This is a genomic window from Amycolatopsis sp. NBC_01488 (genome assembly GCF_036227105.1).
GTDB lineage: Bacteria > Actinomycetota > Actinomycetes > Mycobacteriales > Pseudonocardiaceae > Amycolatopsis.
In genome coordinates, this window is the sequence record NZ_CP109434.1 from 7,405,349 (window position 1) to 7,431,446 (window position 26,098).

28 protein-coding genes are annotated in these 26,098 nt (G+C 71.9%); 14 read left to right on the top strand and 14 right to left on the bottom strand.

The annotated features are described in order from the left end of the window. Window positions 1-30: 30 nt before the first annotated feature. The 5 genes from OG738_RS34865 to OG738_RS34885 all read left to right on the top strand — a co-directional run bounded on the left by OG738_RS34865 (window position 31) and on the right by OG738_RS34885 (window position 4,305). Window positions 31-663 (top strand): TetR/AcrR family transcriptional regulator, encoded by a 633-nt coding sequence (locus OG738_RS34865; protein ID WP_329047406.1) that lies wholly within the window; start codon window positions 31-33, stop codon window positions 661-663. A gap of 13 nt (window positions 664-676) precedes the next feature. After that, a complete protein-coding gene (locus tag OG738_RS34870; protein WP_329047407.1) occupies window positions 677-1,579 on the top strand; it encodes a carotenoid biosynthesis protein in 903 nt (300 codons plus the stop codon). 80 nt (window positions 1,580-1,659) lie between these two features. Then, complete coding sequence (locus OG738_RS34875; RefSeq protein WP_329047408.1) at window positions 1,660-2,040, top strand: hypothetical protein; 381 nt, start codon at window positions 1,660-1,662, stop codon at window positions 2,038-2,040. Then, a complete protein-coding gene (locus OG738_RS34880; RefSeq protein WP_329047409.1) occupies window positions 2,037-2,459 on the top strand; it encodes a hypothetical protein in 423 nt (140 codons plus the stop codon). The genes OG738_RS34875 and OG738_RS34880 overlap by 4 nt, the downstream gene beginning before the upstream one ends. 40 nt (window positions 2,460-2,499) lie before the next feature. Beyond that, window positions 2,500-4,305: a hypothetical protein gene (locus tag OG738_RS34885; protein WP_329047410.1), complete on the top strand. Its 1,806-nt coding sequence runs from the start codon at window positions 2,500-2,502 to the stop codon at window positions 4,303-4,305. Window positions 4,306-4,314: 9 nt separating this feature from the next. Here OG738_RS34885 and OG738_RS34890 read toward each other — a convergent pair whose 3' ends face one another. Genes OG738_RS34890 through OG738_RS34900 form a run of 3 tightly spaced genes read right to left on the bottom strand, consistent with a single transcriptional unit; the run spans window position 4,315 to window position 6,385 of the window. Further along, window positions 4,315-5,025 carry a hypothetical protein gene (locus tag OG738_RS34890; protein WP_329047411.1) on the bottom strand — a complete coding sequence of 237 codons (711 nt, stop codon included), beginning with the start codon at window positions 5,023-5,025 and terminating at the stop codon, window positions 4,315-4,317. A gap of 59 nt (window positions 5,026-5,084) precedes the next feature. Then, window positions 5,085-5,513 carry a GlcG/HbpS family heme-binding protein gene (locus tag OG738_RS34895; RefSeq protein WP_329056928.1) on the bottom strand — a complete coding sequence of 143 codons (429 nt, stop codon included), beginning with the start codon at window positions 5,511-5,513 and terminating at the stop codon, window positions 5,085-5,087. Between the two features lie 5 nt (window positions 5,514-5,518). Then, the gene (locus OG738_RS34900; RefSeq protein WP_329047412.1) at window positions 5,519-6,385 is read right to left on the bottom strand and encodes a hypothetical protein; all 867 of its coding nucleotides are present in this window, start codon (window positions 6,383-6,385) and stop codon (window positions 5,519-5,521) included. Window positions 6,386-6,548: 163 nt separating this feature from the next. On the opposite strand from OG738_RS34900, the gene OG738_RS34905 reads away from it, so the two are divergent. The 4 genes from OG738_RS34905 to OG738_RS34920 all read left to right on the top strand — a co-directional run bounded on the left by OG738_RS34905 (window position 6,549) and on the right by OG738_RS34920 (window position 9,030). After that, entirely contained in the window at window positions 6,549-7,349 is an 801-nt protein-coding gene (locus OG738_RS34905) for a FadR/GntR family transcriptional regulator (protein ID WP_329047413.1), read from the top strand. A 163-nt stretch (window positions 7,350-7,512) separates the two neighbouring features. Further along, window positions 7,513-7,731 (top strand): hypothetical protein, encoded by a 219-nt coding sequence (locus OG738_RS34910; protein WP_329047414.1) that lies wholly within the window; start codon window positions 7,513-7,515, stop codon window positions 7,729-7,731. Between the two features lie 4 nt (window positions 7,732-7,735). Beyond that, a complete protein-coding gene (locus OG738_RS34915) occupies window positions 7,736-7,924 on the top strand; it encodes a DUF7455 domain-containing protein (RefSeq protein WP_329047415.1) in 189 nt (62 codons plus the stop codon). 11 nt (window positions 7,925-7,935) lie between these two features. Then, window positions 7,936-9,030: a sulfite oxidase gene (locus OG738_RS34920; protein ID WP_329047416.1), complete on the top strand. Its 1,095-nt coding sequence runs from the start codon at window positions 7,936-7,938 to the stop codon at window positions 9,028-9,030. 13 nt (window positions 9,031-9,043) lie between these two features. On the opposite strand, the gene OG738_RS34925 is transcribed toward OG738_RS34920, so the two are convergent. Further along, a complete protein-coding gene (locus OG738_RS34925) occupies window positions 9,044-9,781 on the bottom strand; it encodes an SDR family NAD(P)-dependent oxidoreductase (protein WP_329047417.1) in 738 nt (245 codons plus the stop codon). 112 nt (window positions 9,782-9,893) lie between these two features. On the opposite strand from OG738_RS34925, the gene OG738_RS34930 reads away from it, so the two are divergent. Next, window positions 9,894-10,304 (top strand): response regulator, encoded by a 411-nt coding sequence (locus OG738_RS34930; protein WP_329047418.1) that lies wholly within the window; start codon window positions 9,894-9,896, stop codon window positions 10,302-10,304. Here OG738_RS34930 and OG738_RS34935 read toward each other — a convergent pair. After that, window positions 10,282-10,926, bottom strand: a complete 645-nt coding sequence (locus tag OG738_RS34935; RefSeq protein WP_329047419.1) for a response regulator transcription factor — start codon at window positions 10,924-10,926, stop codon at window positions 10,282-10,284. The genes OG738_RS34930 and OG738_RS34935 overlap by 23 nt on opposite strands. Before the next feature lie 64 nt (window positions 10,927-10,990). Here OG738_RS34935 and OG738_RS34940 point away from each other — a divergent pair, with 64 nt between their 5' ends. Continuing rightward, window positions 10,991-12,418 (top strand): CHASE3 domain-containing protein, encoded by a 1,428-nt coding sequence (locus OG738_RS34940; protein ID WP_329047420.1) that lies wholly within the window; start codon window positions 10,991-10,993, stop codon window positions 12,416-12,418. Between the two features lie 21 nt (window positions 12,419-12,439). On the opposite strand, the gene OG738_RS34945 is transcribed toward OG738_RS34940, so the two are convergent. The 6 genes from OG738_RS34945 to OG738_RS34970 all read right to left on the bottom strand — a co-directional run bounded on the left by OG738_RS34945 (window position 12,440) and on the right by OG738_RS34970 (window position 19,063). Next, entirely contained in the window at window positions 12,440-12,637 is a 198-nt protein-coding gene (locus tag OG738_RS34945) for a hypothetical protein (protein WP_329047421.1), read from the bottom strand. Between the two features lie 71 nt (window positions 12,638-12,708). Continuing rightward, window positions 12,709-13,788: a hypothetical protein gene (locus tag OG738_RS34950; RefSeq protein WP_329047422.1), complete on the bottom strand. Its 1,080-nt coding sequence runs from the start codon at window positions 13,786-13,788 to the stop codon at window positions 12,709-12,711. 99 nt (window positions 13,789-13,887) lie between these two features. Further along, window positions 13,888-16,131 carry a GAF domain-containing sensor histidine kinase gene (locus OG738_RS34955; RefSeq protein ID WP_329047423.1) on the bottom strand — a complete coding sequence of 748 codons (2,244 nt, stop codon included), beginning with the start codon at window positions 16,129-16,131 and terminating at the stop codon, window positions 13,888-13,890. A gap of 48 nt (window positions 16,132-16,179) precedes the next feature. After that, window positions 16,180-16,827, bottom strand: coding sequence for an HD domain-containing protein (locus OG738_RS34960; protein ID WP_329047424.1), 648 nt, complete (start codon window positions 16,825-16,827; stop codon window positions 16,180-16,182). A gap of 56 nt (window positions 16,828-16,883) precedes the next feature. After that, entirely contained in the window at window positions 16,884-18,344 is a 1,461-nt protein-coding gene (locus OG738_RS34965) for a catalase (RefSeq protein WP_329047425.1), read from the bottom strand. Between the two features lie 23 nt (window positions 18,345-18,367). Further along, window positions 18,368-19,063 carry an MIP/aquaporin family protein gene (locus tag OG738_RS34970; protein WP_329047426.1) on the bottom strand — a complete coding sequence of 232 codons (696 nt, stop codon included), beginning with the start codon at window positions 19,061-19,063 and terminating at the stop codon, window positions 18,368-18,370. A gap of 283 nt (window positions 19,064-19,346) precedes the next feature. Between OG738_RS34970 and OG738_RS34975 the strand changes: the two genes are divergently transcribed. Beyond that, complete coding sequence (locus OG738_RS34975; protein ID WP_329047427.1) at window positions 19,347-20,210, top strand: serine/threonine-protein kinase; 864 nt, start codon at window positions 19,347-19,349, stop codon at window positions 20,208-20,210. A gap of 76 nt (window positions 20,211-20,286) precedes the next feature. Then, window positions 20,287-21,993, top strand: a complete 1,707-nt coding sequence (locus tag OG738_RS34980; RefSeq protein ID WP_329047428.1) for a GAF domain-containing sensor histidine kinase — start codon at window positions 20,287-20,289, stop codon at window positions 21,991-21,993. Between the two features lie 11 nt (window positions 21,994-22,004). Here the strand turns inward: OG738_RS34980 and OG738_RS34985 are convergent, their stop codons facing one another. Continuing rightward, window positions 22,005-23,165, bottom strand: a complete 1,161-nt coding sequence (locus tag OG738_RS34985; RefSeq protein WP_329047429.1) for a glycosyltransferase — start codon at window positions 23,163-23,165, stop codon at window positions 22,005-22,007. 230 nt (window positions 23,166-23,395) lie between these two features. On the opposite strand from OG738_RS34985, the gene OG738_RS34990 reads away from it, so the two are divergent. Next, complete coding sequence (locus tag OG738_RS34990; protein WP_329045958.1) at window positions 23,396-24,607, top strand: IS110 family transposase; 1,212 nt, start codon at window positions 23,396-23,398, stop codon at window positions 24,605-24,607. Here OG738_RS34990 and OG738_RS34995 read toward each other — a convergent pair. Further along, window positions 24,570-25,430 (bottom strand): hypothetical protein, encoded by an 861-nt coding sequence (locus OG738_RS34995; protein ID WP_329047430.1) that lies wholly within the window; start codon window positions 25,428-25,430, stop codon window positions 24,570-24,572. The two genes, OG738_RS34990 and OG738_RS34995, sit on opposite strands and share 38 nt — an antisense overlap. After that, entirely contained in the window at window positions 25,427-26,053 is a 627-nt protein-coding gene (locus OG738_RS35000) for a DUF998 domain-containing protein (RefSeq protein ID WP_329047431.1), read from the bottom strand. Before OG738_RS35000 ends, OG738_RS34995 begins: the two co-directional genes overlap by 4 nt. Window positions 26,054-26,098: the final 45 nt, after the last annotated feature.

The following is a 26,098-nucleotide window of genomic DNA, read 5'->3' on the forward strand; positions in this document are numbered from 1 at the left end:
AGCACTGGTCAGCCGAGTACCGGAGGTTCCATGACCAGAGCACCGCGCGCACCGGGCCGCCCGCCCGCCGACGCACCGCTGCCCGAGCTGGCGGAGATCCTGCAGCGCGGCCTCGAGGCGTTCGCGGAGCTGGGCTACGAGGCGGTGTCGGTGCGGCAGCTCAACGAGCGCCTCGGCATGGGACACACGTTCATCCACGACCGGTACCGAACCAAGGACGCCTTCTGGCGGGCCGTCATGGACGCCGCTGTCGCCCAGGTGAACGAGGAGGTCATGGCGGCCCTCGCCCACGAGCGGCCCGCCGACGACCTCGCCCGGCTGATCGCGAGCGTGCGCGCCTTCCACCAGGTCAGTGCCCGCCATCCGCACCTCGGCCGGGTCGTCGACTACGAAGCCGGCCGCGACTCACCGCGCCTGGCCTACCTGCACACCCTGATGAGCCCGCTCAACAACGCTGCTCGTCCGGTCTTCGACCGGCTCGTCCGGCAGGGTGTGCTTCGCGACATTCCCTTCTACCTGTTCCACTTCGCCATCACCAAGCCCCTGGCCATGTACAGCCAGGCACCACTGGCGCGGCTGTTCGGCCGGCCCGACGACACCGAAGACCACCACCTGCTGAGCACGCTCGTGCTCAACGGCCTGCTCACCCAACCCGCCGAATAGCTGGAGCCGCGCCATGACCACCGCCGGACGTTCCCCCCGAACGCTGTGGATCCTCACCGCAGTCATCCTCGCCGGCCTGCTCGTCGCGGCCTTCGTCCCCGGCACGGGCATCCGCCTGCCCGTGATCGTGATCCAAGTCGGCTTCGTGCTCCTGCACGGTGCCCGGCGCTACGGCTGGCGTGCCATCGGGGTCTTCGTCGCGGCGGGCCTGATCATCAGCAACATCCTGGAAAACCTCTCCATCGAGACCGGTTTCCCGTTCGGCCACTACCACTACACCGGCGGCGGCAAGATCTTCGAGGTGCCGTGGTTCATCGGCCCGTCCTACCTCGCCACCGGCTACCTCGCCTGGATCGTGGCGACGGCGCTGCTCGGCGACGTGCGCCGCGGCTCGCCCTGGCTGACCACCATCGGCACCCCGATCGTCGGCGCGTTCGCGATGACCGCGTGGGACCTGGCCCTCGACCCCGCCACCTCGACCATCCACCAGGCCTGGGTCTGGGAGAACGGCGGCGGCTTCTTCGGCGTGCCCCTGGTCAACTTCCTGGGCTGGACCTTCACCGTCTACCTGTTCATGCAGGTCTTCGCCCTCTACGTGCGCCGCAGCGGCCCGGCCGCCCAGCCCGACCGGACCACGACGAGCGACCTGCAAGCCGTACTGCTCTACGCCGCCACGGCGATCTCGTTCGTCACCACGTTCTTCACGGCGGCGCACACCACCGTCACCGACGCCACCGGCCAGACGTGGCGCACCGCCGACATCTACGAGACGTCCGTGCTGCTCGCCGTCTACGGGATGTTCTTCTTCGCCCTCCTGGCGCTGCTGCGCATCGCCCAGCGGCGCACCACGGCACTGACGCCGGAGAGCACCACCGTCCCGCGAGGGGAGCCACACCCGGCACACCTGTCCACGTAGCGTTCCATCGCGGTGCACAGGTGTTCCCTCGGTTGTCACGCCGTAGAGGTGTCAGCTTCGCCCACCTCAGGAGGACACCGATGCCCAGTGCCAGCCGGATGTCGACCCCGGTCACCGTCGACGCCGATGAGATCGAGGGACGGTACGCACCACTCGGCGGCTACACCGTCAGCTTCGAGACGTTCAAGCAGGACGTCGACCCCGCGCCGTTCTTCGCCGGGCTGCCCGGCGATCGGTGCCAGTGCGCCCACTGGGGTGTCGTCACGGCCGGCCAGCTGACGTTCCGCTGGCGCGACCACGAGGAGACCTACGTGGCCGGGGACGCCTACTACGCCCCGCCCGGGCATCTCCCCCTGGTCACCGCCGACACCTCGATCGTCGAGTTCAGCCCGACCGAGGAACTCGGGGCGACGATGGCCGTCGTGGAGAAGAACATGCAGGCCGCCGGAGTCCAGTCGTGAGCGCCCCGGCCACTCCCCTGCGCGACGGAACGCGCGTGGCGGTCGCGAACCTGATCCGCTTCCTGGAAACCGGGACCGTCCCGGACGGACTGTTCGCGCCGGACATCTTCGCCGACCTGTCGTTGCCGCACTGGCGCCTGCAGACCGCGACCGCCGACGAGATCGTCGCCGTCCGCGCCGACGGGCATCCGCATCCGGGCCGGGTGCGGATCGAACGGGTGGAGCCGACCGAACACGGGTTCACCATCGAGTTCGAGGAACGCTGGACCCACGAAGGCCAGTCCTGGTACTGCCGGGAGATGATCCGGGCCGACGTCGCCGGGGACAGCATCGCCGAAATGTCGATCTACTGCACCGGCGACTGGGACGAAGCCAAGCAGCGCGAACACGCCGCCGCCGTCACCCTCCTGCGCCCGTGACCTGGTCGAATCCGTCGCCGCGACCCTACGATGAGGCGTGGTGAGCGACCCGGTACCCGTGGCCGGACTCCTCGACCGGGCCGACGCGGCCCGCGCGGCCGGTCGAGGAGACGAGGCCGCCCGGCTCTACGACACCGCGATCACCCGGTGCCGCGAAGCCGGCGACCTCACCGGCTGGACCCGGGCCGCGCTCGGCGCGGCGTCGGTCTACACGTTCGGCACCGAACCGGGCAAACTGCCGGCCCAGCTCTACGACGTCCTCGCGCGCACCACCGACGACCCGGGCCGGGCCCGCGTCGCGGCCGCCCTCGCCCGCTGCTGGGTCTACGCCGGGCACGCGGACCGCGCCACCCGGTTCGCCGACGAGGCGACGCGCTGTGCCGAGCGCACAGCCGATCCGGAACTGCTCGCCGACTGCCTCGACGCCGCACTCGCTGCCCGGTGGGGACCCGACGACCTGGCCGCCCGAGGCGACCTGGCTGCCCGGCTCGACGAGGTCGCGGCCCACGTCACCGACCCCGGCACGCGGCTGCGGGCCCACCTTTGGGGCCTCCAGGTCGCCTGCGAGACGCTGGCCCTGCCGACGATCCACCGGCACATGCGCGCGCTGGAACACCTCGGCGAGGAATCCCCGCGGGCCCGGTTCTTCGCCGCGTCCCGGCGGCTGATGCTCGACCTGCTGCGCGGGCGGACCGACACCGCCGAGCACCTCGTCGCGATGGCCACCGCGGCGTCCGAACGGGCCGCGCTTCCCGATGCGTGGATGGTCGTCGAGGCCATGAAGGGCTACACCGCCGTCCAGTCCGGCGACGCCGCCCTCTGCGCGACCGTCGCCGCGGAATGCGAAACCTTCGCCCTCGCCGAAGGCGCCACCGCGGTCGCGGCCGAAGCCGCCTTCCTCTGGGTCGGTGCCGGCCGGCTCGACCGGGCCCGCACCCTGGTCCACCTCTTCCACGGACGCGTCCTGGACGAGCTGCCCCGCGACGTCAACTGGCTGCTCACCCTGCAATGCCTGCTCGAAGCGGCACTCGCCGTCGACGACCGCGACATCGTCGCCACCGCCGCCCGGCTGCTGACGCCCTACGCCGGACGAGCCGTCATCAACGCGGGCGCCGTCATGTTCCACGGCCTGACCGATGACACCCTCGCCCGCGCCGCCGCGGTCCTGGGCGACCCCGGCACCGCCGCCCGCCTGCGCGCCCAAGCCCTCACCACCTACGAACGCCTGGGCGCCACGTGGTGGCGGCACCGGCTCCTGAGCTGGACACTGGCCGCCGCCGCGCACGGTGCACGAGTGCACCTGCACCCGGCCGCGGACGGGCTGTGGCTGATCGGCCCCGAACCGGCCGCTGTCCCGGTTCGCGCCCTGCGCGGTTACACGTACTTGCGCGAACTCCTCCGCCGGCCGGGCCGGCCGATGTCCTGCCTGGATCTGGTCACCGAAGGCCAGCCCGGCGTCGAACAACCCGCCGTCGGCGAAACCCTCGACCGCCAAGCACTCCAGGCGTACCGGCAGCGCCTCCGCGACCTCGAAGCCGACCTCGCCCAAGCCGAAGACTGGGCCGACACCGGACGCGTCGAGATCCTCAGCGCCGAACGGGACGCCCTCGTCCACGAACTCACCGCCGCGGCCGGCCTCGGCGGCCGGCCGCGGAGCACCGGGTCCAGCCACGAACGTGCTCGCATCGCCGCCACCAAGGCCATCACCGCCGCCATCACCCGGATCGGCACCCTCGACGAACCGCTCGGACACCACCTGCGGGCCACCGTCCACACCGGAAGCCAGTGCAGCTACCAGCCCGGCCCCGGCGACGAAACGCAGTGGATCCTGGCCGCTGATGCGTAACCCGGCGTGCTATTCGTAGCCGAGGACCTGGAAACCCTGGCCGACGAAGACGTGGTGCGGCCAGTTGATGCTGATGTTGTGGACCTCGTACTCGCCGTCGCTCAGCTGAACGACGCGGTCGACGATGCCGCCGGGGACGACGGCCTGCGCGGCCGCGGTCGCCAGGTCCGCCGTGGCCCCGCTGACGATCGTCCCCTCTCCCTCGGTGTAGTCGGGGATCCGGCCGACGGACTTCGTCGGCGAAGGCACGCCCTGCTGGAACGGGATCACACCCGCCGCCTGCGCCGCCGCGGCGCCGCCGTCGCCCCGGGGCTGCACGACGACCTCCGTCGCCGTGATCGTCGCGCTCTGGACCGTGCCGAGGACGAGGACACTTTCGCCGTTCTTCACCGCGCTCGCCGGGGCGGGCAGGACGCCGACGTGGTACTTCGTGGCCGAGTCCGCCGCCACGGTCACCGCCACGCCGGTCGCCGTCGCGAAGGTGAAGCCTGACGCGGACTCGGACCGGACGATGCCGGTCGCACCGCCGGCCGACGGTCCGGCCACGGGGCCCCCGGCCGGCGGCGAGGCCGCGGAGGCCGTCCCGGCACCGGCGAGACCCGCCACGATGCACATCAGCCCCACGGCCGCGACCCAGGCGCCGTTCTTCTTCGACAGCAAGGACCGGCGTGCTCGCCCCGTCCCGGTCGGCGAGTGATCTGTCATTACCCGGTCGTTCATGAAACGTACCTTCCGTCGGGGCAGCTGCTCTCGATCGAGCAGCCACCAAGAACTTGTGATCACTGACCGGCGTCGGCGACCAGGCCGGCCTTCTCCACCCCGGCGACGGCGACCGTCTCGTCGTTCTCCGGCCGGTCCCCGCTGACCCCGATCGCGCCCAGCAGGGCCCCTTCGGCGTCGCGGATGAGCACGCCGCCGCGGGACGACGCGACGCGGCCGTCGGAAATGGCGGCCAGCGCGGCGAAGAACGCGGGATCGCGAGTGGCGTGCCGGGCTCCGGCGGCACCGCCCTGCCCGGTGCCGAGGCAGCCCCAGGCCTTCGCGTGCGCGATCTGCGGGCGCAGGATTCCGGCGCCGTCCTCGCGCTTGACGACGATCGGGTGACCACCGGGATCGAGGACGGTGACGGTCAACGACCGCAGTTCGAGTTCCCGCGCCTTGCGCAGCGCCGCATCCACGATCTCCGAGGCTTGGCTCAAGGACAACATTCCGGTCACGCGCCGGCCGTTTCCTTTTGCGCGCGCTCGCGGGGGTTTTCGAACTCGATCCCACCGTCGCTGGTGACGATGTCGAACTGGTCCGAGGGGACGGCCGGCCGTTGCACGGGCGGCAGGCCCACGACGTACAGCACGGTCTCGTCGACGGCGTGGACGTCCAGCGTCTCGCCCGCCTCCACCTGCAGCGCGGTCAGCCGGCCGATCTTCGTGCCGGCGACCTCGGCCTCGCCCGACAGCACGACGATCAGCCGACGGCCCGCGTCGGTGGCGGAGGCCCACCGCGCGCCGGCAGCTACCTTGAGGTACTCGATCCAGAACGCGCGCTCGGTGAACGAGCCGAAGAACCTGCGCTCCACCCCGGCCGATCCGGGTACCGGCAGCCAGGTGAAGTGCGCCGGGTTCATGATCAGCACGCTCTGGTAGCGCGGCCGCGGAAACTTCACCTCGCGAGGCTCGCGCCGCGGCGCCTCCCCGTCCCGCCGTGCCTCCGGGCCCCGGCCCCGCCCGGCACTCATGCCCAGACCGGCGGCGCCGCCGAACTGCAGGACCAGCTGCAGCTGCTTCGGGTCGCCCAGCGGGTCTTCCTGAGGTCCGTAGGTCTGCCCCTCCGGGAAGTAGCCGATTTCGCCTTCGCGCAGGATGCCCTGCTCGCCGAGGTTCATGTCGCCCACCAGGGGCAGCCGGATCTGCTCGAAGGTGTGCCGGTGCCGCGGCATGCTGAAGTCACCCTCCTGGCGGCCCAGGATGTACCGGAAGTTCTCCGGCTTCTCCGGCTCATCACCCATCAGCAGGTAGTTGAAGGACACCGTGCCCCTCGGGTGGTCCATCTTGTACGCGTTCTCGTCGTACGGCGCGATCTTCATCTCGCACCTCCTTGTCTGCTCAGCTACCAACCACGCTACCTACTTGGTAGGTTTGCGATCAAGGAAGTGGGCTGTGAATCGGCTGTGGATCTTCCACCCCGGCCGATCCGCCGGCGCTGCCTACCAGGTAGGTAAGATCGCCGTGAGTCTCGAGGAGGGAACCGTGCTGCGATCCTCACCGCCGCTGCACCGCGGCCGCGTCGCCGACCAGATCATGGAAGACCTGCGCGCCCAGATCCTCAGCGGCGCCCTGCCCGACGGGGCCCGCCTGCCTTCCGAGCGGGAGCTGGCGGCCCACTACGACGTCAGCCCGCCGACCATCCGGGAGGCCGTGCGGGTGCTGACCGCGATGGGGCTGCTCAGCACCCGCAACGGCAGCCGGACCACCGTCACCGCACGCAGCGACACCCTGCTCGCGATGTCCATCGCTTCGGTCGTCCAGTTCGAAAAGATGACCGCTCCCGACGTGTTCGGGCTGCTCGGCGCGCTCAACGCCTACGCCGTCGAGCAGGCCGTCGAACGCGCGTCCGAGGCGGACATCGCCGACCTCCGCGCAGCCGCCGAAGAAGCCGGCCGGCTCGGCGATGTCGAATCGTCCTCGAAGGCGCTGCTGAAGTTCTTCGTCACGCTGTCCGCGATTTCGCACAACCCGTTGCTCGCCGCGCTGTGCCGGTTCATCACCGAGATCCAGATCGGCCTCGCCGTCGAACTGGCCAAGGAAAGCGGCGAAGAATGGGGACGGGTGCCGCGGTCGCTGACCAAGGCGCGGATGGACATCGTGGACACCATCGCCCGGCGTGACGCCCCCGCCGCCGTCCAGCTCGTCCACGAGTACCACACCAAGGTCGTCAAACGGCTCCGAAGCTCACCCGGAGCCAAGAAACGCGCCGAGGCCGACCCCGGCCTCGCCGGCGCGCTGTCTTCCTGGCTTCAAACGAACGTCGGCCACGGCGACGGGCGGTGACCGAGCCGCCGGCCCACGGCTGCATGCCAGCAGGTACCGGCGGACTCCGGCCAGCACCGGGCGCCGACGGCCACTAGCGGCGATGCCCGTACCGGGTGCGGTGCGCGACGCTTGTTTCCGAACCTCACGTGTCGAAGCGTTCGAGGACGAGGAGACGAAGGCCATGCCACCGAAGAACCCGCACCTCAGCAACCGCGACCGGGCCGTCCTGCACGCGGTGGCGGACGGCCGCTGCCGGCGGATCAGCCACACCCTGTACGTCGACGGTGCCTACTGCGCCGACCAGTTCGTCGCTGACCACCTGGCCGAGATCGGCCTGCTCAGCGCCACGGATCCGGTGCGGCTCACCCCGTCGGCCCAGCGGCTGCTGAAGGCCGCGTGACGCCATGATCACCACGAAGGTTCCGGCACCCGTGATCCGCGATGACTGGTGTGACCGCTGCCCGGCCACCGCGCAACTGCAAGCTCTGATGCCCGCGGGCAAGCTGCTGTTCTGCCGCCACCACGCCCGCATGCACGCCGACGGCCTGATCGCCGCCGGTGCGCGGCTGGCGTTAATCGGACCGCAGGACTGAAGGAGAGCCGCATGACGACCCAGCAGCAGTCGGCGACTGTCCACAATGTTCGCAAACCCACCCCGCCCGAGCTGATGGAAGACACCGGGACCGGCCTGGACTACGGGACCCGGCCGGATCGGCTGCCGGGCTTTCTCACCCCGGCCGACCGGTTCTTCATCCGCAGCCACGCCCCGACACCGACCCTGGACGCGGCGGACTGGACCCTGCGCATCGACGGAAACGGCGTGCGCGAACCGCTCGTCTACACCTACGACGAACTGTGGCGCCGCTTTCCGCTGCAGTCCGTGGTCCGCACGATCGAGTGCGCGGGCAACCGCCGGGTGCTGATGGGCGAGGAGTTCGGCCGCCGGTTCGCGGGCACGCAATGGCAGCGTGGCGCGATCGGCACCGCCGAATGGACCGGCGTGCGGCTGCGCGACCTGCTCGCCCCGGCCGGGATCACGCCCGATGCGTGCGAGGTCATGCCGGAAGGACTCGACGCGATCCGGGCCCGCAGGCCGCTGCCGGTCACGAAGGCGCTGGCCGGCGACACGCTGGTGGCGTTGGCGATGAACGGCGAGGTGCTCCCGCCCGACCACGGGTTCCCGGCCCGGCTGGTGGTCTCCGGCTGGCTCGGCGCGGCCAGCATCAAGTGGCTGGGCCGGCTCCAGGTCTCCGAGGAGCCGCTGTACGTGCCGTGGAACACCGACGACTACGTGCTGATCGACCCGGACCACCCGGCGGCCGGCCCCGCACTCGGTCCGGCGATCACCACGCTCCCGGTGGCCAGCCTGGTCGAACTGCCCTGGCCGGCCCGGCTGCGAGCGGAACCGCAGGTCATCCGGGGCCGCGCGTTCGCCGGGGAGAACCGGGTCGTGTCGGTCCGGTACCGCGTCGACGACGGTCCCTGGCACGACGCGCCGATCACGTCCTCCGCCACGCCGGGGGTGTGGGTGCGCTGGCAGTTCACCTGGGACCCGGCACCCGGCGACCACGTCCTGCGGGTATGCGCCACCGACGACCGCGGAAACACCCAACCGGACGTCACGGCGTGGAACGAGCTGGGCTACCTCCACCATGCGGTGCTGGCCCACCCCGTGCACGTCGAACCCCGCACGAGGTGACTTCCGCCTGCCTTCAGCGGTGGAGGCCGGCCTGGCCGAGCCCGGAACCGCCGTCGAGGCGCAACGCCTGCCCGGTCAGGTATCCGGCCGCGGGTGACAGCAGGTAGAGCACCGAACCGACGACCTCGCCGAGGGCCGCGACGCGCCGCATCGGGACACTCGCGAGCAACCGGTCGCGCACCGCCGATGGCAGCGCGAGCACCTTCGGGGTCGCGACGAGCCCGGGGACCACGGCGTTGACCCGGATTCCCGCGCCGGCCCACTCCGCGGCGAGCGACCTGGTCAGCCCGAGAACGCCGGCCTTGGCGGCGGCGTAGCCCACCTGGCCGGGCAGGCCGTCCTGCGCCGCGGCCGAGGAGAAGAAGACGATCGAGGGGCGATTTCCCACCTGCAACAGGGGAAAGGCGGCCTGCGCGACGGTGAACTGGGCCACCAGGTTCGCCTCGATGTCGCCGCGGAACTCCGCCGGCGGGAACGTCTCCGCGCGGTGGATGGTGTCCACCACCCCGGCCGCGCCGACCATGGCGTCCAGGCCGCCCAGCCGCGCCACCGCGTCGGCCACCGCGCGGCGCGCGCTGTCGTCGTCGGTGAGATCGGCCGTGACGGTCGCGTCCGTACCGGGCAGATCGATGCCCACGACCTCGGCGCCCACCTCGGCGAGCGCGCCCGAGAGGGCCCGCCCCAATCCACCCGCGGCCCCGGTCACCAGGATCCGGGTGCCCGCCGGGGGCACCGTGGACCAGTCCGGCATGGCGCGCCTCCTTCACCGAGGTCCTTGTTCTCACAGCATGCCCCGGCCGCCCGCGCGAAGGATCCCCGCTAGCCGGAATGCGCACCGCCGATCCCCCTGAGATGCTGAAGTGGTGCTCCGCTGCTTGATCGTCGACGACAGTCCCCCCTTCCTCGCGGCCGCTCGCGGCCTGCTCGAACGCGAGGGTGTCGCGGTCGTCGGTGTGGCTTCCACCGGAGCCGAGGCACTCCGCAGGGTGGCGGAGCTGCGGCCGGACGTCACGCTGGTCGACATCGATCTCGGCGGCCAGAGCGGCTTCGACGTGGTACGGCTGCTCAACCGGGACGCCGACGTCTCGGCCGCCCGGCTGATCCTGATCTCCACCCACGCCGAGGAGGACTATGCCGAGCTCATCGCGGCGAGCCCGGCGGCGGGGTTCCTGCCGAAGACCGCATTGTCCGCGGCCGCCATCCGGGGCCTGCTCGGCCGCCACGAAGGCGGTCAGGACGGGGATGGGCAGGTCACCGGGCGTCCAGGAACGTGACCACCGCGAGCACCCGGCGATGATCCTCGTCGGCCTCCGGGAGCTTCAGCTTGGCGAGGATGTGCCGCACATGCTTCTCGACCGTCCCCTCGGTGACCCACAGCCGGCGGGCGATGCCCGCGTTGGAGCGGCCTTCGGCCATCAGCGCCAGCACTTCGCGCTCGCGGTCGCTGAGCACGGCGAGCGGGTCGTTGCGCTTGCGTGCGTTCACCAGTTCCCGCACCAGCGCCGGGTCCACGACCGAGCCGCCCTTGGCGATCCGCTCCACCGTCTCGATGAAGTCCTCGACGTCGGTGATCCGGCTCTTGAGCAGGTAACCGATCCGCTGGCCACTGGCGAGCAGCTCCATCGCGTGCTCGACCTCGACGTGCGCCGACAGCACCAGGATGGCGACGTCGGGGAACGCGGCGCGGATCTCCCTGGCCGCGTCCAGCCCCTCCGTGGTGTGGGTCGGCGGCATCCGGATGTCGACCACCACCAGGTCGGGCGCCTGCTCGCGAAGCAACGCCAGCAGCGCCGCCGCGTCGCCGGCCTGCCCCACGACCTCGAAGCCGGACCGCTCGAGCAGGCTCGCCAGACCCTCACGCAGCAGTACGTCGTCGTCGGCCAGCAGCACCCGCATCGCAGCTCCCTTGCCGGGACCGGCGCTGTCGGCCGGCCTCCCACACGCTCCAGCGTCCCACGTCGTGGCTCTGCGTGGCCGCTTCGACGGGCCGGAGCCTGAGGTGGGCGCCGGGCTGACCCGTCGCATGCTGGTGGCGAGCGGGCTGCTGGCGCTGGTCGTCGGTGCCGCGTTCACGGTGCTGCTCGTGACGAACTCGGACCTGCGCGAGTCGGAGCAGCTGGCGTTTCACTCGGAAGAGGCACTCGTGGCCGCCAACCGGCTCGAGCGGCTGGTCGTGGACGTCGAGGCAGGCGAACGCGGCTTCCTCGTCACCGGCCAGGACAGCAGCCTCACCCTCTGGCGGTCCGGTCAGGCCGCCCTTCCCGGTCAGGCGGCGAGCCTGGCGCGGATGGTGGCCGACAACCCGCAGCAGCTCGCGGTGGCCAACCAGATCGCGCGGGACACCGCCTCCTACGTCCAGGACTACTCGATCCCGCTCATCGCCACCGCGCGGCGGAACCTCGCCGCCGCCAGGACCCCAGCGGCCGTCGACGACGGCGTGCGGCGCATCGACGCGATCCGGCGGGAGTTCGACCGGTTCACGGCCGCCGAACAGGACCAGGCCGCGGCCCGGCAGGACAACTCCGCCGCGGTGGCGCTCCGGGCGTTCGTCGCGACGGCCGTCGGTCTCGGCGGCTCGGTCCTGCTGATCGTCCTGTTCACGGTGTACCTCTCGCGCGCGATCGTCGGGCCGGTGCGCCGGGCGGCGGGCATGGCCGGCCGGCTCGCCGGTGGGGACCTCACCGCCCGCCTGCCCGAGCGCGGCGTCGGCGAGATCGGGGTGCTCGAACGCAGCTTCAACACGATGGCCGGGTCCTTGCAGGTGAGCCGGGCGGAGCTGGCGGCCTCGCGAGCCCGGATCGTGGCCGCGGGCGACCAGGCCCGGCGGCGCATCGAACGGGATCTGCACGACGGCATCCAGCAGCGGCTCGTGTCCTTGACACTGGAGTTGCGCACCGCGGAAGCGACCGCGTCCCCCGAACTGCGCGCGCAGCTGACCGAGATCGCGGGCGACCTGATCGACGCGACCGACGACCTGCGCGAGCTGTCCCGCGGCATCCACCCGGCGATCCTGTCCGAAGGCGGCCTGCCCCCCGCCCTCCGGGCGCTCGCCCGCCGCTCGGTGGTTCCGGTGGAACTCGAGGTGGACGTCCCGGCCCGCGCGCCGGAACCGATCGAGGTCGCCGCCTACTACGTCGTCTCCGAGGCGCTCACCAACACCGCCAAGCACGCCGAGGCCACCATCGCCTGGATCGACGTGCACGTCCGCAACGGCGTCCTGCGCCTCTCGGTCCGCGACGACGGCGTCGGCGGCGCGGCCGCGAGTCACGGCTCCGGCCTGGTCGGCCTCATCGACCGCGTCCAGGCCCTGGACGGGACGGTCGAGATCACCAGCCCACCCGGTGAAGGCACCACGGTGCTGGTGCACCTGCCCACCGAGAGGTACTGACGAGATCGCCGACCGGGGTGCTCACCGGGCGGCGGCCTCACTGGTCACCCTGCCCGGCTCGGTGATCCCGCCGTAGCCGGCGGCGTCCACGGTGACCAAGGCGACCAGGCACGCCAGCGTCGCGATGCCCGGCAGCCACCCGCGCGTCCGGCGCGGCCGGTATACCCGCGGTACAGCGGAAACCGCGGAGGCCGAACGGCTGGTCGCGCACAGGGCCACGACCAGCAGCGGCGGCGCGATTTCTTCCCCTGCTCCAAGAACGGGGTTACGAGCCGTGATGGACCGAGCCGTCAGGTCCGCGTCCGGCCGAGGTACATCAGCTCCCAGATGGCCGAGTCGAGGTGGCTCGCCACGACGTGGCCCGCGCGGAGGTGCTCGACCCGCAGCTCGCCGGTGAAGCGCAGGTAGGCGCCGTCGAAGCGGGTGAGCTTGGCGGCCACCTTCTTCACGCCCGGGATCTGGTCGATCATCCGGTCGACGGTGAGGTCCCGGTGACGGGTGAACGTGACGACGTAGCGGTCGTCGCCGTCGGCGTAGGTGTAGCGGGTGACGTTCGCGACCGGCTTCCCGGTCGCGGTGTCGGTGTAGGCGCCGAGCTCTTCGAAGGCCACCTTGCCCGCGTCGTCGGCGACGATCCGGCCGTTCTCGGCCAGCAGGAAGATCGGCAGCTCCGCGTAGCCGTACTTCCGTTCCGCCGTGACGTAGGACGCGACGACGGTGTACGGACCGGCCTGTCCCCGGGCCCAGTACCAGTGGTGCACCAACGAGTTCATCGGGGCGTTGCCCCAGTTGTGGTCGTGGTACCCCACGCCGGTCGCGCCGGCCGACACGCCGGCCACGCGGTAGGTCACGTCCACTTTCCCTTGGGGCACCGCGGGAAGCCAGTTGAACTCGTGCTCGTCGTCGGCGCCGAAGTACAGGTGTCCGGTGCCTGGCCGCCACGCCGGGACCTCACCGGTGAGGCTCACCTGGACGGACACGTCCTCGATCGTCGCGATGATCTTGTAGGTGTGCAGGTCGCCGCTGAACGAGTTGGGGCCGACGCGGACGGCGCACCGCTCGGTCGACGCGGTGAAGTCCGCCGGGGTGAACTCGGCGGTCTTGTGGTGGGTGGTTCCGTCGGGCAGGTCGAGGTCGATGCGGATCATCGGCGCGAGCGGCTTGCCGATGTCGGTGAAGTGCTTGGTGAAGAACACCACCACCAGCTTGGCGCCGTCGTCGAGGTGCGCGTCGAAGTACCACCACTCGTACGTGCCTGGACCGCCGTCGGTCCGGGCCCCGTCCTCCCAGACGGCCACCGCGTCCGGGCTGATGCCGATCCGCTCGTAGTCCTGCGCCGCCGCGCCGAGCCGCGAAAGTGAAGCGCTCACCGTTTCGCCCTTCTCCCGGGCCGCCCGGACGCTAATCCGGCAGCTGCCGGATTAAGTTTAGCACTGTTCGTCCGTCGGTTGCAGACAGTGCTCGTGGTCCTACTCGCCCGGCGGCACGCCGACGTCGACGACTGGCAGCTCGCAGGTGACCGTCGTGCCGCCGCCGGACGGGCTGTGCACCGAGAAGGTGCCGCCCAGCGCGTCGATGCGGTCCTTCAGCCCGACCAGCCCGGAACCCCGGTCCGGGTCCGCGCCACCGACACCGTCGTCACGCACGCACACCCGCAGCGTGCCGTTCTCGACCGCAGCGTCCACCTCGACGACCGACGCCTGCGCGTGCTTCGCCGCGTTGGTGAGCATCTCCGAGACGACGTAGTAGGCACCCACCTCGACGGGCTCCGGCAACCGGCCGCGGATTCGCACGTCGATGCTCACCGGGACGGCCGATCGTCGCCCGAGGGTGCGCAGCGCCGTCGGCAACCCCGCCGAGGACAGGATGGCGGGATGGATCCCCCGGGAGATCTCCCGCAGGTCGTCGAGCACTTCCACGAGTCCGCCCGCGACCGCCGCGAGGTCGATGCGAAGGTCGCGCTCAGCTGGTTCCGCCGCCTCTCGCAACCGGAGCACCAGCGCGACGAGGCGTTGCTGCGCGCCGTCGTGCAGGTCTCGCTCGATCCGCCGGCGGGCCTCGTCGGCGGCCGCGACGATCCGCGCCCGCGAGGCGGCCACCTCGGCCCGGCTCTGGGCGTTTCCCACGGCGGTCGCGACGAGCTCGGTGAAGTCCGCCATCCGGTCTGCGGTGTCGGCGGGGAACCGCCCCCGCCGCGACAGCGCGTTCACCACGCCCCACAAGCGGCCTTCGACGATGATCGGGCTCGCCACCATGGACCGGATGCCCAGTTCGCGCAGGGCGTCGGCGGCCGCGCCCGAGCGGCCGGCCCAGGCCTCCTCGTCGACCTGGCCGGCGCAGCCGGTCCGCCACACCACCGCCGGGGCGAGGTAGTCCTTGAGCCGCACTCGCGTCCCGATCGGCAGGTCGATCGCCACGTCCCCGGCCGCGTCGCCGACGACCACGATCGACGGCCCCGGCTCGAAGCGGCCGATGCCCGCACTGTCCGCGCCGATCAGCAGGCGCATCTCCTCGGCGACGGCCGCGAAGATGTCGACCGGGTCGACCCGGCGGGCGACGAGCGTGGCCACCCTGCGCAGCGCGGCCTGCTCCGCCAGGAGGCGGGCCAGCTCGTCCCGGCTCGCCTCCAGCGAGCCCTGGCTCTGCGCGTTCGACACGGCGGTGGCGACGAGGTCGGTGAACGCGGTCATCCGCTCCTCGGTGTCGGGCGGCAGCGGCCCTTCCCCCGAGCCGACCGCGATCGCGCCCCACAGCCTGCCCTCGACGTGGATCGGCAGGGCGACCGCGGCCCGCAGCCCTTCGCGGAGGTAACGCTCGCCGCCGGGCACGTCGCCGTAGTCGTCGACGCGGGCGGCCCGGCCGGTGCGCTTGACGGTCGCGGTCAGCCCGGTCGGCGGGTAGCCCTCCCAGGCCTGCCCGACGCGGACGTGCGGGCCCGAAGTGCCTTCGTTGGCGAGGAGCGTCACCGTGCCGTCGAGCTCGTAGCGGAACATCCTGGCGGTCCCGCCGCCGAAATGCCTGAGTGCCTCCCTGGTCACGGCCGCGAACACCGCATCAGGCGGTTCGCCCCGCGCGACCAGCATGGCGAGGCGCCGCAACGCCGCCTGCGTGTCCGCCAGCTCGCGCAGCTCCTGCTCGGCCCGGGCGTTGGCGACGGCCGTCGCGGCGAGCTCCAGGAACCCGGCCATGCGCTCCTCGGTGCCGGCCGGGAAGTCCTCCCGCGAGGTCGTCGCCACGACCACGCCCCACGGCCGTCCCCCGACCACGACGGGGGTGGCGAGCCCGGCCCGCATGCCCAGCGTGGCGACCCAGGCGGCATGCGGGCCGCGCGCCAGGCGTTCGCCGCTGGTCCGGGCCGGGCGCCCGGTGCGCAGGGCGATCGCCTGAACCATCTCGGGCTGCAGCTCGAGCCGGAAGCCGATCGGCACCTTGTCGCTCACCTGGCCGTAGGACCCGACGACGACCAGGTCCCCGGACGAGTGATCGACGCGGGAGACGAACGTCGCCTCCGCGCCGATCAGGTGGGTCAGCTCGTCCGCGACCGCGGTGAACACCTCGTGCTGCCGCGCGCCGCCGGCAACCAGCGTCGCGACGCGCCGCAGGGCGGCCTGCTCGTCCACGAGCTCTCGCGTGCGGGTCTCGTCAGGCGGGGCGCGGACCGACTCGGCGTCGGCCTGCCGGTCCACGTCCGCGCCGGCCTCTGGCGCGTCCATCCGTCGACGGTAGCCCCGTGTCCGGTATGTCGGCAACGCCGCGCGGACCTACTCCGGCCAGTCGGAGTTCTCGATGACGTCCACGAAGTTGCCCCGGCGGAAGCCCGGGACGAACCGCTCCAGGACGTCCGCCTTGACGTTGCCGAACGTGGTCGCCGGCTTGGGCGCGATGCCTTCGGTGAACGTCTCGAGTATGCGGCGCTTGAAGTCCGGCCGCGGGTGCAGTGCGGTGATCTCGGCGCGGTCGGCGGCGCCGATGTCGTGGTACCCGATGCCGAGCACGTCGTACTCGACCCCGGCGGTGACCAGGGCGACCTCGGGCTCCATGAACTCCGGGATACCCGGGGTGGTGTGCAGGGCGATGGCCGTCCACACGCGACGGATGCTGTCCTCCGGCGCGCCCCGGCCCTGCAGGTACCGGCGGGCCTCGTCGGCACTGTCCACTTCGAACCGCCTGCCGCTGCCGCTGAACTGCGGGTTCAGCCCCACGTCGTGGAACATGGCCCCGAGATAGAGCAGTTCCGGGTCGAAGCTGAGCCCCCGGTTGCGGCCCTGCAGGCTGCCGAACCAGAAGACCCGGCGGGAGTGGTGGTACACGAGCTCGGTGGTGCAGTCACGCACCAGTTCGGTGGCTTCGCGAGCGAGTTTGGTGTCGGGGACCGTCACACCTGCGGCGGTCTGGCGAGTGGTGGTCATGGCTTCCTCCCGGTTCGGCCGAGGGCCCGGCGCCGCCGGGCCCTCGGCCGGGTTACTCAGGACTGTCCGGCGCGGACGCCCTTCTCGACTCGCTGGCCCAGTTCGTCGTCCACGTTGCGCCAGTATTCGAACGCGCGCTGCAGAACCGGCTCGGTGACGCCGTCCAGCAGGTGGCCGACGATGTTGGAGACCAGCCGGTCACGTTCCGCGTCGTCCAGCACGACGCGGACCAGGGTGCCGGCCTGGCCCCAGTCGTCGTCCTCCGCGTGCAGGGTCTGCGCCGCGTGGACCATGTCGCCGTCGGAGTACCACCCCGCGGCCTCGCCGTAGCGGGCGGTGTCGGCCTGCGGGCCACCCTTGGAGTTCGGCGCGTAGACGGGGTCGGACACCTTGCGGTACCGCATCGCCCCGTCCTTGCTGTAGCTGTTCACCGGCGCGATGGGCTGGTTCACCGGCAGCTGGTTGTAGTTCGCGCCGATCCGGGCCCGGTGGGCGTCGGGGTAGGAGAACATCCTGCCCAGCAGCATCTTGTCCGGGCTCGGGCCGATCCCCGGCACGAGGTTGCTCGGCTCGACGGCCAGCTGCTCGATCTCGGAGTGGTAGTCCGTCGGGTTGCGGTCCAGCGTCATCCGCCCGACCTCGAGGAGCGGGTAGTCCGCGTGCGGCCACACCTTGGTCATGTCGAACGGGTTGAACCGGTAGGTGGCCGCATCTTCGTAGGGCATGATCTGCATCTTCAGCGTCCACGACGGGAACTCGCCGCGGCCGATCGCCTCGTACAGGTCGCGGGTGTGGTAGTCCCCGTCGGAGGAGGCCAGCGCGTCGGCCTCGGCCTGCGTGAGGCACTCCACGCCCTGGTCGCTGATGAAGTGGTACTTCACCCAGAACTTCTCGCCCTGCGCGTTGACCCACATGTAGGTGTGCGAGCTGTACCCGTTCATGTGCCGCCAGGAGCGCGGGATGCCGCGGTCGCCCATCAGCCACGTCACCTGGTGCGCCGACTCCGGCGACAGCGTCCAGAAGTCCCACTGCATGTCGTGGTCGCGCAGGTTGTTGTCGGCGCGGCGCTTCTGGGACCGGATGAAGTGCTGGAACTTCAACGGGTCCCGCAGGAAGAAGACCGGGGTGTCGTTGCCGACCATGTCGTAGTTGCCCTCGGTCGTGTAGAACTTGATCGCGAAGCCGCGGGGATCGCGCCAGGTGTCGGGGCTGCCCCGCTCCCCCGCCACGGTCGAGAACCTGGTCACCAGCTCGGTCTTGGCGCCGGGCTGGAAGACGGCCGCCTTCGTGAACGGGCTGACGTCGTGGGTGACCTCGAAGCGGCCGAACGCGCCGCCGCCCTTCGCGTGCGGCTGCCGCTCCGGCACGCGCTCGCGGTTGAACTGCGCCATCTGCTCGATGACGTAGTGGTCGTGCAACAGGATCGGGCCGTCCGGGCCGACCGTGAGCGAGTGGGCGTCGCTCTCGACCGGGATGCCGGCATCGGTGGTCGTCGGCTTGGGCTGGGTGTCGGTCATGCTGGTGCCTCCTTGGTCCGTGGTCACTTGTCGTCGGGGTTGAGCACGCGGAACACGAGGCCCGCGGCGGCGCCCGCGACGAGCTGTGCCACCACGTAGAACCAGAACGTCGTCCACGCGAAGAGGCCGACGGCGGTGGTGCCGAGCGCGACCGCGGGGTTGAACACGCCGCCCGAGATCCCCCCGACCGCGAATGCGCCCGCCGCCACGGTGAACCCGATCGCCAGGCCGAAGAACGCGTTGCCCGGCTGGTCCTTGCTCGTGGCGACGTTGAGGACCACGTAGCACAGGGCGAACGTGAACAGCAGCTCCGAAATGGTGGCCGCGGTGAGGGCGTGCCCGGCCGGGTGCGGTGTCGACGCCGGGAGGGGGTCGACGATCGCGCGGGCGACGAACCCGGCGACCAGGCCCGCGACGAGCTGCGCGACCCAGTACCCGGCGGCCTGTGTCCACCCGATCCGCCCGCGCACCAGCGCCGCCATCGTGACGGCCGGGTTGTAGTGGCCGCCCGAGATGTGCCCGCCCGCGTAGATCATGACCATCAGCACCGCGCCCGCCGCCAGGGGCGTGAACACGCTGTGGCTGAGCACACTGGCGGTGACCGTGAATACGAGGAAGAATGCGCCGATCGCCTCGACGGCGTATTTCCGGCCCGCGACGGCCCACGGTAGTGAGGACATCGCCGGCAGGGCCGAGTGGCGCGTGATGACGTCCGCCATCTGCTTTCTCCTTGCTGCGGGAAATGGTAGTGATGCTTTCCCAAGAATCACGCGCACGCGATGGCACCGTCATCATCGCCAGCGGCCATCTCTCCCCCCGGCTGGCCGGGACGGCCGAATTCCTGCTAGCTGCACCCGGCCCCGGCTACCTGCCAGCAGGAACCGGCCGATTCCCGGCAGCGCCCGCGAACGACGGCCGCTGGCGGCGATGCCGGTTGCCGGCCGGCAGGCGACGCTGATCCCGGTTCACCGCGACTTTCGGCTCTGCGAAAGCGAGACAGGGATGAGCACGCAGCACCGCACCATCGACGAAACGCAGCCCACGGCAGGGGCGTACCGGGCCGAGGCGCCCGTCGGGCGCCTGGTGGCCGGCCGGTACCGCCTCCAGGCGTTGCTGGGCCGCGGCGGCATGGGCCGGGTGTGGCTCGCCGACGACGAGGTGCTGCGCCGCTCCGTCGCCCTCAAGCAGATCATCCTGGACGGCCTGGACACCGCGGCGATGCGCGCGGAGGCCTGGGACTGCGCCTACCGGGAGGCCCGCGCGGCCGCGCGGATCGGCCACCCCGGCGCCGTCGGCATCCACGACGTCGTCGGGGACGACCGGTGCCCGTGGATCGTCATGGAACCGTTGTCGGGCCGGACATTGCGCGAAGCGCTGATCGCCGAGGGGCCGCTGCCCGTCAACGAGGTGACGAGGATCGGCCTGGCTCTGCTCGACGTGCTGGAGGCGACGCACCACGCCGGCGTCGTGCACCTCGACGTCAAGCCGGGCAACGTCCACCTCTGTGCCGACGCACGCGTGGTCCTCACCGACTTCGGCATCGCGTGCGGCATCGGCGACGTCCCCACGGCCGCCATGTTCGCCGGGAGCCCGGCCTATGTCGCACCCGAACGAGTGGACAGCGGTGAGTTCGGGCCGGCCTCCGACCTCTACTCACTCGGCGCGACGTTGTTCGCGGCGGTCGAGGGCCGGCCGCCCTTCGACCGGGGCTCCGCGCACCCCACGTTCACCGCCGTCGTCACCGATGCGCCCGCTCCGGTCAAGCACGCGGGCAAGCTGCGCCCGGTCATCGAAGGACTGCTCGCCAAGGACCCCGCCCGGCGGCTCAGCGCCGACCAGGCCCGTGCCGCGCTACGAGCCGCGTAGGAACGACGCTGGTGCCGGGCCGACGTGGCGAGCGCCGCGTTGCCGACGTACCGGACACGGGACTACCGTCGGACGGATGACCGCGCCCGACGCCGGCGCCGACGTCGATCGATCCGCCCTCGCCGAGCCCGACGACCTCGCCCGGCTGCGTCGGCTCGCCCAGGAACAGGCGGCGCTGCGGCGGGTGGCCACCCTGGTGGCGGGTGGTGCCACGCCGGGCGAGGTGTTCACCGCGGTCGCCGACGAGCTCGGCCACCTGATCGGCGCCGAAGCGAGTTTCGTCGCCCGCGTCGATCACCCGTCCGGGGAACCCGAAGGAGAAATGACCGTCGTGGGCTCCTACGGCGACGTGGCCGGAGAGGTGCCCGTCGGGTTCCGGATCGCCCCGCAGCCCGGCATGGTCACCACGGCCGCCATCCGCACCGGGCTCCCGGCCCGGGCCGACGGCGAGCGGCTCGCGCAGGGCCCGTTCGGGGCCATCACCGGCCGGCTGGGCCTGCGGGCCGCGGTCGCCGCGCCGATCGTCGTCGGAGGCTGCCGCTGGGGAGCGACGGTGGCCGCGACCTCACGGGCGGCCTTCCCGGCCGATACCGAGGCACGCATCGCGGACTTCACGGAACTCGCGGCGACGGCGATCGCGAACGCCCGGGCCGAACACGAGCTGCGCGAACTCGCGGACACCCAGGCCGCGCTGCGGCGCCTGGCCGAGCTGGTCGCGCGCGGTGCGGCACCCGAGGTGGTGTTCGCGGCCGCGACCAGGGAGGCGCTCCGGCACTTCGGCCGCGGCACCGCCCGGATGATCCGGTACGAGCTCGACGGAACGGCGACGATCGTCGCCAACGAAGGCACCTCGGGACCGCACGTGCAGGTCGGGCACCGCTGGGAGGGCTACCCGGAGACCGGGCTGACCGCCACCGTCCGGCGCACCGGGCGGGCCGCCCGGATCGACGACTACCACGACGTCCCGGGTGGCGAAACGTACCTGCGCGAGGGACTCGTCTCCGCGGTCGCCGTGCCGATCCACGTCGACGGCAGGCTGTGGGGCATGATCGCCGCCGGGTCCGGGCAGCGGACGCTGCCGGCGGACATCGAACAGCGGATGAGCGAGTTCACCGACCTCGTCGCCACGGCGATCGCGAACGCCCAGAGCCGCTCCGAACTCGTCGCCTCCCGCGCGCGGCTGCTCACCGCGGCCGACGAAGCACGCCGGCGGATCGAACGGGACCTGCACGACGGCGCGCAGCAAGGTCTCCTCGCGCTCGCGCTCCGGCTGCGCACCGTGGCGGCCCGGCCCGAGTGCGCCGCCATCCGCGACGAGACCGGCGAGATCGCCGCGGGTCTCACCGGGGTGATCGACGACCTCCGGGAGATCTCCCGCGGCATCCACCCGGCGGTGCTGTCCAGCGCGGGACTGCCGCCCGCGTTGCGCGCGCTGGGACGGCGGTGCCCCGTCCCGGTGGAAACGACCGTGCGGATCGACCGGCGGCTTCCGGAGCCGGTCGAAGTGGGCGCCTACTACGTCGTCTCGGAGATGCTCACGAACGCGGCGAAGCACTCGCGCGCCACTGTCGTCGAGGTGGACGCCGACGCCTCCGGGCACACGCTCCGGCTGTGCGTGCGCGACGACGGGATCGGGGGCGCCGACCCGCTGCGGGGCTCGGGGCTGGTCGGGCTGAAGGACCGGATCGAGGCGCTGGGCGGGTCGTTCTCCCTGCACAGTCCACCGGGCGAGGGTACGACGGTGTCCTGCGAGCTGCCGGCCGGTGCCCCGCACGAACGGTGACCGATCGGTGGTCAGGACGCGAGCAGCGGCCGTGCCGCGGGCAGCCTGGCCGCTTCCCGGTAGACGTCTTCGAAGGCGTCCAGCGTGCCGGCGAGGTCGTGGCGGGCCACCGCCTGCCGGCCCGCTCGGCCCATCACCGCCCGCGTGATGCCATTGCCGGCGAGCCACCTGAGCGCCGCGGCCAGCTGTTCGACGTCGCCGGGCGGGTACAGGAACCCGGTGACGCCGGACCGCACGAGGTGCGGCAGGGCCATCGCGTCGGCGGCGACCACGGGCAGCCCCGCGGCCATCGCCTCCATCGTCGCCAGGCTCTGCAACTCGGCCGTGCCCGGCATGCAGAAGACGTCGGCGTCCCGGTACGCCTGCAGCAGGTCGTCGTCGCCGACGAAGCCGCGGAAGCGGACGCGCCCGGTCACGCCGAGACGCTCGGCCTCGTCCGTCAGCGCCTTCCGGCACGAGCCGTCGCCGACGATCTCCGCCCGGGCCGCCGGCACCGCGGCCACCGCGCGGAGCAGTTCGCCGACGTTCTTCTCCCGGTCCAGCCGCCCGACGAACAGCACGGTGATGCCCGTGCCGCCGACGGTCCGGCGCGTCGCGTAGTGCGCGAGGTCGATGCCGCAGGAAATCGCCCGGGCGTTGCCGAGAAAACCCTGGTCGGCCAACAGGTCCACCGCGCGCGGGGTCGGCGCGGTGACCACGGTCGCCTGGTGGTAGACGCGCACCAGATCGCGCCAGGCCGCGGCCGCGGCCCACGACCGCACCCGCGGCGGCGCCGGCACGAAGCCGAGCAGGTTCTCCGGCATGAAGTGGTTGGTGGCGATCACCGGGACGGCCCGCTCGATCGCGGCCCAGACCACCGACCGGCCCACCGGGAAGTGGGACTGCACGTGCACGACGTCCGGGCGGAGCCGGTCGAGCAGCGGTCCGGCCACCCGGGCGGCTTGCCGGGGCGTGCTGAACCGGAACGTCGGGTGGAAGGGAGTCCGCCGGGATTTCACCCGGTGCACGGTGAGGACACCGTCGGCTGCGGTTCCCGGGGTGGCGGACTCGGCGGGGCAGAGCACGTGCACGTCGTGTCCGCGGGCCGCGAGGCCGCGGGCCAGCCGGTCGGCGAAGTTCGCGGCCCCGTTGACGTCCGGGGGGAAGGTGTCGGCGGCGAGCAGGATGCGCATGTCGGGTTCCCTAAGGTTGTCGTGTCTGGGGTTGACGCCCTGGATGCCCAGAGCGGTGGGGTGTAGCTGATGACGGTTTGCCTCTGTTGAGGCTCGAAAGGACTGGCTGCCCCACCGCGGCGGGACGCTCCGGCCGCTGATTGAGAGCTTGTTGCGGGTAGTCGCTGTTTAGGGATCTGTCGGCGGGGTGGTCCACGGGCGCAACGACTTCGACGGTCAGGAGCAGGTGAGTGAAGACTCGCCCGGTGGTTTGGGTCGGGATCGACGTCGGCAAGGCCACGCATCACGCGTGCGCCGTCGACGAGACCGGCAAGACGGTGTTCAGCCAGAAACTCGGCAACGACCAGGCCGCGATCGAGGCGTTGATCGCTCGCGCCGGCCAAGCCGGCGAACGGGTGCAGTGGGCGGTCGATCTGACCAGTCCGCTGGCGTTGCTGCTGATCACCGTTCTGCTGGCCGCCGAACAGGCCGTGACCTATGTGCCGGGCCGGGTGGTCAACACGATGACTCATGGATTCCGGGGCGAAGCCAAGACCGACGCCAAGGATGCGAAGGTGATCGCCGAAACCGCCCGCATGCGCCGTGACCTGACCCAGATCACGATGCCAGACGAACTGGTGGCCGGCCTGACCCAGCTGACCCGCTACCGCGCCGACCTGATGTCGGACCGGGTGGCCGGGATCAATCGGTTGCGCGACCTGCTCGGATCGATCTTCCCCGTGTTGGAAGCCGCGTTCGACTACTCGAGCCGGACCCCGTTGATCCTGGTCGCCGGGATGTGCACTCCCGGCGAGATCCGCAAGGCCGGAATCGATGGTGTTGCAACGCATTTGACCGAGAACGGGGCGTGGAAGCCGGGCATTGCCAAGACCGCGGCCGCGGCGATCGGCGCCGCTGAACGTCAAAGCCTGGCTCTGCCCGGCGAAGCTGACACTGCGATGCTGGTCAAGCGCATCGCGGCCAAGCTGCTCGACCTCGATCGCGAGATCAAGGACACTGACAAACTCATCACCTCCCGATTCCGGCAACACCCGTGGGCGGCCATCATCGAGTCCCTGCCCGGCATGGGCCCCGGCCTGGGCGCGGAGTTCCTCGTCGAAACCGGCGGTGACCTGTCTGGTTTCGCCAGCTCGGGCCGGTTGGCGTCCTATGCCGGCTTGGTTCCCGTTCCGCGTGACTCCGGCCGGGTCTCGGGCAACCTGCATCGACCTCGGCGCTACAACCGGCGCCTGCGCAGGGTGTTCTACATGGCCGCACTCTCGAGCCTCAGCTATTCCGAGGGGCCTTCGCGACGCTTCTATGACCGAAAACGCAGCGAACGCCAAGTCCATGCCCAGGCCTTGTTGGCCCTGGCCAGGCGGCTGGTCGACGTGCTGTGGGCTCTGCTGCGAGACGGACGCACATTCACCCCCACGCCGGTGCCGACGGCCGCCGCGGCTTGACACGGTCATTGAGAGTCCTTTCGGGGGCACGCGGATCGGGGATCGACCGCGCCAGGACGAGCACGCCGGCGACCGCGAGCCCAGCGAAGCCGGCCTGCGCGATCGCCGAAGCCGGGGTGGTGTGTGCGGCTTCGCCGTAACCGGCCAGGCCGATCACGACCGCGGTGAACGGGTCGATCACCGTGGTGACGGCGACGACCACGGCCGGTGGCCCGGCGGCGTAGGCCTGGTGGACCAGCCAGCCACCGGCCGTGATCAGCAGCAGTGACTCAGCGGCCAGGCCGAGGCCGGTCGCCGTGGCGAGGTCGTGGGTGGCGGCCCTGATCAGGGCCGAGCCGGTGCCGAACAGCACGGCCGCGGCGGTGGCCAGACCGACGCACCGCGCCCGCCCGTGGATCGACAGGGCCGCCGCGGCGACGGCGATCGCCGCCAGCGCGAAGAACTGGGTCGCACCCGGCTGGATCGCCCCGCCGGAGCCGGCGCCCGACCGGGCGGCCAGCACGACGAACCCGCCGACACCCAGGCAGACGCCGAGGACCGCGGGCCGGAACCGCCCGGTGACGACGACCAGGCCGAGCACGCCGATCGGCTGCACGACCGCGAGCGGCGCGAGCGACAGCGCGACGACGTGCAGCGAGCCGCCGACCACCGCGAGCACGGCCCCGGCCAGCCAGCGGCGGGACCGCAGCACGTGGCCCAGCGAGCGGACGCTGAGCGACTCCCCCGGGTTCCCGGACCGGACCGCGCTGTGCAGCCACCGCGCCGAACCGGCGAAACAGCACGCCCCGAGCGCCGCGAGGAGGATCGCCACCAGCGTCGTCATCGGGCCGGCCGCCGCACGGTGAGCGCCAGCACGACCACTAGCGCGAGTTCAGCGGCGAGCGCGAGCCGTTCCAGCAGGCCGGCCGGCAGCGACCGGGCGAACTGGGAGACCCCGAACGCGGCCGCCGTGACCACCCCGGCCGCCGCGGACCACCGGATCCGCCGCGCCGCCCGGTTCCAGCGCGGATTCCCGCGCAGCGACCGGGCCAGCAGCCAGCAGGCCGCCGGCAGGCAGGTGAAGTACACCGCGCCGCCGAACCAGTGGATGTCCCCCGGCACCGTCGGGTCGGCCGTGGACCGGTTGGCGGGGAAGACCGCGACCAGCGACAGGCCGGCGCACCACAGTCCGAAGAGGACCCGGACGGCGCGGCCGCGCGGCAGGTCCGCGTGGCCCATCGCGGCGATCACCGCCAGCCCGCCGGAGATCAGCAGGAGCACGGCCGCGACGAACAGGGGCGCGCCGGCGCCGTGGAACTCGTAGTCGCTCACCGGGTCCCGGATCGGATCGACCTGCCCGCCCAGCGCCGTGGTGAGATAGCCGACCACGACGAAGGCCGCGGCGACCGAAGCGATCGCCAGCCGGCTGAAGGCTTCGGCCCGCGGCATCCGGAGGGTTGTGGTCACTCCTCAACGATCCTGCGCCGGCCGCCTTCGGTCATCGACGCCAGC

What these genes read in the sequence shown, in the direction of transcription:
- OG738_RS34865 (WP_329047406.1), top strand. Translation starts at nt 31, where the DNA reads ATGACCAGAGCACCGCGCGCACCGGGCCGCCCGCCCGCCGACGCACCG.
- OG738_RS34875 (WP_329047408.1), top strand. Translation starts at nt 1,660, where the DNA reads ATGCCCAGTGCCAGCCGGATGTCGACCCCGGTCACCGTCGACGCCGAT.
- OG738_RS34935 (WP_329047419.1), bottom strand. Translation starts at nt 10,926, where the DNA reads ATGCGGGTGCTGCTGGCCGACGACGACGTACTGCTGCGTGAGGGTCTG.
- OG738_RS34910 (WP_329047414.1), top strand. Translation starts at nt 7,513, where the DNA reads ATGCCACCGAAGAACCCGCACCTCAGCAACCGCGACCGGGCCGTCCTG.
- OG738_RS34995 (WP_329047430.1), bottom strand. Translation starts at nt 25,430, where the DNA reads ATGACGACGCTGGTGGCGATCCTCCTCGCGGCGCTCGGGGCGTGCTGT.
- OG738_RS34900 (WP_329047412.1), bottom strand. Translation starts at nt 6,385, where the DNA reads ATGAAGATCGCGCCGTACGACGAGAACGCGTACAAGATGGACCACCCG.
- OG738_RS34970 (WP_329047426.1), bottom strand. Translation starts at nt 19,063, where the DNA reads ATGGCGGACGTCATCACGCGCCACTCGGCCCTGCCGGCGATGTCCTCA.
- OG738_RS34920 (WP_329047416.1), top strand. Translation starts at nt 7,936, where the DNA reads ATGACGACCCAGCAGCAGTCGGCGACTGTCCACAATGTTCGCAAACCC.
- OG738_RS34895 (WP_329056928.1), bottom strand. Translation starts at nt 5,513, where the DNA reads ATGTTGTCCTTGAGCCAAGCCTCGGAGATCGTGGATGCGGCGCTGCGC.
- OG738_RS34925 (WP_329047417.1), bottom strand. Translation starts at nt 9,781, where the DNA reads ATGCCGGACTGGTCCACGGTGCCCCCGGCGGGCACCCGGATCCTGGTG.
- OG738_RS34955 (WP_329047423.1), bottom strand. Translation starts at nt 16,131, where the DNA reads ATGGACGCGCCAGAGGCCGGCGCGGACGTGGACCGGCAGGCCGACGCC.
- OG738_RS34985 (WP_329047429.1), bottom strand. Translation starts at nt 23,165, where the DNA reads ATGCGCATCCTGCTCGCCGCCGACACCTTCCCCCCGGACGTCAACGGG.
- OG738_RS34960 (WP_329047424.1), bottom strand. Translation starts at nt 16,827, where the DNA reads ATGACCACCACTCGCCAGACCGCCGCAGGTGTGACGGTCCCCGACACC.
- OG738_RS34975 (WP_329047427.1), top strand. Translation starts at nt 19,347, where the DNA reads ATGAGCACGCAGCACCGCACCATCGACGAAACGCAGCCCACGGCAGGG.
- OG738_RS34915 (WP_329047415.1), top strand. Translation starts at nt 7,736, where the DNA reads ATGATCACCACGAAGGTTCCGGCACCCGTGATCCGCGATGACTGGTGT.
- OG738_RS34980 (WP_329047428.1), top strand. Translation starts at nt 20,287, where the DNA reads ATGACCGCGCCCGACGCCGGCGCCGACGTCGATCGATCCGCCCTCGCC.
- OG738_RS34870 (WP_329047407.1), top strand. Translation starts at nt 677, where the DNA reads ATGACCACCGCCGGACGTTCCCCCCGAACGCTGTGGATCCTCACCGCA.
- OG738_RS34965 (WP_329047425.1), bottom strand. Translation starts at nt 18,344, where the DNA reads ATGACCGACACCCAGCCCAAGCCGACGACCACCGATGCCGGCATCCCG.
- OG738_RS34890 (WP_329047411.1), bottom strand. Translation starts at nt 5,025, where the DNA reads ATGAACGACCGGGTAATGACAGATCACTCGCCGACCGGGACGGGGCGA.